The sequence below is a fragment of the Mesorhizobium sp. M4B.F.Ca.ET.017.02.2.1 genome (assembly GCF_003998955.1).
GTDB classification, from domain to species: domain Bacteria; phylum Pseudomonadota; class Alphaproteobacteria; order Rhizobiales; family Rhizobiaceae; genus Mesorhizobium; species Mesorhizobium abyssinicae.
The window spans coordinates 1-4126 of sequence record NZ_RZOF01000453.1; the positions used below are offsets into that span (position 1 = coordinate 1).

Below are 4126 nucleotides of genomic sequence, written 5' to 3' on the forward strand. Positions count from 1 at the left end.
AGTGAAGTCTTCTTCAACGCGATCCACAATCCGACTGGCATTTTCGTAAAGGCCTCCTCGGTGCCGGCGGCATCAGGGAGGGTTTTCTCATGACGAGGACTTCTTACGGAAATGGGGGGCTACTCAAACACATTCAGTGATCAGCGCGGGGGCGGCGTCAGCTATTTCACCGCCGATCTTGGATATAATTTCTTGAACGCGCCGCGCTACCGCATCGGTGCTTTTGTTGGCAACAATTTCTGGCACGAGAGCTACGACGCTTTCGGTTGCACGCAGCAGGCGACCAACTGGAGGACCTGTGTGCCAACCGTCCCGACCTACGTCAACCTCATCAGCCAGGACAACGATTGGCATTCGCTGCGACTCGGCTTGGCCGGGCAGACGCAACTCACCGCGCGACTCAGCCTTTCTGGTGACGTGGCGTTCCTCTTCACGCGGCTCGACGGCAAAGATCAGCACCACATGCGCCCCAAGATCAAGCTAATTCCCGAAGACGGCGATGGGCATGGCGTCCAGCTCGAGGCGGTGTTGAACTACAAGGTCACGGATTTGTTCAACATCGGCGTCGGCGCCCGCTACTGGGCCGTGGCGAATAACGGCACGGCTCATTTCGAAGAGGCAATGGGCGGTCGTGGTTCCCCGCAGGCCGACGATTGGAAGGCAAAGCGCTACGGCGTGTTCGTGCAGGCCAGCATCAAGTTCAACTGAGAGAGCAAGAACCGGGGAGAGCGGCGATGCCACTCCAGCTCATTACGATCATTGGATCAACAGAAGGAAGTTTTCCGAAGAGTTCTGCAGGCGTGCGCAAAGTCGCCAGACAAAGTTCTCTGGTCCATAGTGTACGTGCCGTCACGCCCGTTCTCGACATGGTTGAATGATACGTCCCGCGCGATAGATCAAAGTCGTTCTTCATTGGTTTTCCGGAAATCGCGGGAGCACAGCGTGCAGTGACCCTCGGCTGCTGGTTTTCTGTCAACGCGCAGATGAGGGAGAATGAGCGTACAGCAAAAATCATCAGTGCTGTCGCTTTCGCCAAAGCCCGCCGCAGCTAAACGGGGCCCCACGTCCGGTAGCGCCCCTGCCGGTCACCTCACGGATGCCGAGTTCGGCACCAGCCCGAGCGCAGCACGCTGGCTAATTTTCAGCTCGGCCGCGACCAGACCTGCCGACACCAGCGGCCGCGCCAGCACCAGCTCGATCAGCGCCGGCAGGCTCGAGTTTTTGCGCCGGTTCCTGAGCCGGCGCTCCATCTGGCTTTTGGCCAGCGCCTGGATGATTGCAAGGCTGAAACAGTCGATGGAACGCCCCTCCAGCGAAGCCGAACCGGACGAGGCGCGCGCGCCAGGTCCTTCGGCTGCCATCGGCACGCTGGGTTTAAGTGCTTGGGGTGACACGGCGTGATCTCCGCCGTTGGCGGGAACAGGCGGTAGAACAGCTGGATGTTCTCAAATGCATGCGGGATTGCCCAGATCTGGCCGCCCTCCCCCGTTGCGATCTGACCGGCTTCCATCTTCCAGGTAAGCGCCGCACGCAGGCTCGGGAAGGAGTCGTTGTAGTCGTATCCAGCATCGGGTAAAAACGGGTAACCGGCACTTAAAGGCGTTGTAGTGTCGCCACCAGAAATACTGCTCCGTGGTGCTGGCCTTTGCGTGGGGGCGCAACACGGCAACTACCCGCTCAAAACGGTTGGTCCTCTACCTCTTATTCACCGTCGCTTTCCTCGCGGCCTAACCCGGCCGGAATATCCGTTGCCAGAAAAAGGCCTCGCGGCCGGTTCGAGGCGCATCCCTCCTCCGAAGCAGCACGCTCAAGTATCGTCACAAGCCCCGAGCGCTTCGCGTTCGGCGATGTCCAAATTCCGACAATGTCGGATACAGTCAGATCTACTGGATTGCGTTTGAATGGTTTTCTCATTTGGCACAGTACATGCGGGTCATCCGCAAAACACGTGACCGACCAACAAGAATTCGCATGATCACCTTACCACAACATACAGCCGCCTCGGAACAATCACTTGGCCCCTGATCGCCCGCCCCGGCACCACAACCGGAGTCATCGATGTTCTGACGGGCTGCCCTAGGATACCTGCTGCGACAGGGCTTGCCCTGGTGACGACCACTCCGGCTCCGCCGGTTACCGACGAGGGCAACGTGACGGATTTCCTGCTTTTCAACGGCATGGAGGTGGCTGTCATTCCCGACCACCGAAGCGAGCGACAAATTCTATCTCAACGCCGAGCAAGAGCTGGTGTTCGCCGATGAAGACAGCCCGGCCTTCATGGCAGGCGCATTCGAGTTCCTGTCCGCGCTGTGGCTCGATGAAGAAAAGGTGAGGCAGGCATTCCGTCCGGCAATGGCGTCGGGTGGCACGATCATAGCGCGTGTCTGTTTCGCGGTACGGAACGGTTCTTCCGTCCAGGCTACAATGCCAATCTGATCGACTCCTGGCTGCCGGCCTTGGAGGGCGTCGTCGAGAAGCTCGAACGCGGCGTGGACGTCGCGGATGTTGGATGCGGTCATGGTGCATCGACCGTGCTCATGGCACAGGCCTTCCCCAATTTCGCGCTTCGTCGGCTTCGACTATCATGCCCCTTCGATTGAGCGCGCCCGCAAGGCGGCCGAGGTAGCCGGCGTCGGCGTCAACACGCGGTTCGACGTCGCCGCCGCCAAGAGCTATCCCGGAACCTACGACCTCGTCACATTCTTCGATTGCCTTCACGACATGGGCGACCCGACGGGCGCCGCCACCCATGTCCACGGATCGCTCAAGCCGGATGGCACGTGGATGATCGTCGAGCCGTTCGCGCATGATCATCTGGCGGCGAACCTCAATCCCGTCGGACGCGTTTACTATGCCGCTTCCACGTTCGTGTGCACGCCCGCGTCCGTGTCGCAGGAAGTCGGGCTCGCGCTTGGAGCCCAGGCCGGTGAGGCGAGGCTGCGCAAGGTGGTGACCGGTGGCGGCTTCAAGCGATTGCGTCGCGCCGCGGAGACACCGTTCAACATGGTGCTGGAGGCCCGCCCTTAGCGTGGCCGTCGCCAGAAATTGCAGCTCATCGCATTTGATGAAGATCACCGCCAAAATCCGGACGCATCGGGCTTTTCAAGGCGTCTGGGTTCACGCAGAGGTCGCTGCCGAGCCGCCTTCTCTAAACCACTGAAGTCGATGTCCGGCGGCAGATTCTTTCCCTCTCTGCGGCCACAAGGCGAGCAGCCTCGCTGTAGGCGTCTTCCCGCCCAGTGCTTTCTCGACCCGCCGCGGTGGGCTGATCGTCTCGGATCGTCATCAAAGCGGTGGACGCCGGTGCGAAGTCTGGGCATGGAGATCGGCACCTCCGAGGTCGAGCGGATCTGCTAAAAGCGCCAGGAGCGGCACGCGACCAGTGGCCTATTTACGACACGATGGGCTTCCACCTTCGCAATACGCTCGGTGAGTGTCATCTGGATAGCCTCATCGTGTTTGCAGCTTCACGACGCCTTACGACGCAACGCCGTTTGGTATCCAAGCCATTGGTGGATTTCAGCGGCTATACGCTCGGCATGCGCGGTGACTTCGGGAATTCCCATCAATTCGCCAACGCTGCCGCGCGCCAGCGGCCCGCTGACGAAAATGCTGTCGGTCGGTCGGCCGGAAGTGCTGACCGCACGGCCTTGGCTGTCGGTCGCCAGGCCAAGGCCAATCGGGTCTAGCCGGACCAGTCCCATTCGCCCGAGATCGGCAATTGCTGTGTTGGTCCGGAAAATATCGGCATGCGCCGGCCCGGTCGTGACGACCACCCTGTCGAACGTCTCGGTTGTCTGAGTGGGTTGGCGCCTTGGCCGCAGCGTGACCCGAATGCGCCCGTCGACCTGCTCGGCGCCGACGATCGATGCGGCGCGATAGGCGAGCATGCCTTCGGCAACGCGGCGATCGAGCACGTCCGCGACCTGTGGCGCGATGCGGAAGCGATGCACATCCCACAGCGTGCGCAAATGGCGCACGAGGCGGCGTTGCTCGTCGAGCGGCAGGGCCTGCCAGATGATTTGTCCCTGACGTCGGACGGCATCGAGGACCGGGTGCCAGTCTTCGCCCCGACGCTTGGCATCTAGGATCGTGGCCCGGATGCGTCTGAGCATCACTGTTGCGC

General features: G+C 61.1%; 2 protein-coding genes and 2 pseudogenes. 2 read left to right on the plus strand and 2 right to left on the minus strand.

Translation table 11 applies throughout. From position 1 onward, the window contains the following. Positions 1–111: 111 nt before the first annotated feature. Entirely contained in the window at positions 112–708 is a 597-nt protein-coding gene (locus EN738_RS31725) for an omptin family outer membrane protease (protein ID WP_091600473.1), read from the plus strand. 377 nt (positions 709–1085) lie between these two features. Here EN738_RS31725 and EN738_RS31730 read toward each other — a convergent pair whose 3' ends face one another. Then, the gene (locus tag EN738_RS31730) at positions 1086–1394 is read right to left on the minus strand and encodes a helix-turn-helix domain-containing protein (RefSeq protein WP_236473435.1); all 309 of its coding nucleotides are present in this window, start codon (positions 1392–1394) and stop codon (positions 1086–1088) included. 811 nt (positions 1395–2205) lie between these two features. On the opposite strand from EN738_RS31730, the pseudogene EN738_RS31740 reads away from it, so the two are divergent. Then, a pseudogene (locus tag EN738_RS31740) lies at positions 2206–3027 on the plus strand (class I SAM-dependent methyltransferase); the annotation flags it as partial. A 440-nt stretch (positions 3028–3467) separates the two neighbouring features. Here EN738_RS31740 and EN738_RS31745 read toward each other — a convergent pair. Further along, positions 3468–4126 (minus strand): annotated as a pseudogene (locus EN738_RS31745) (hydroxyacylglutathione hydrolase); the annotation flags it as partial.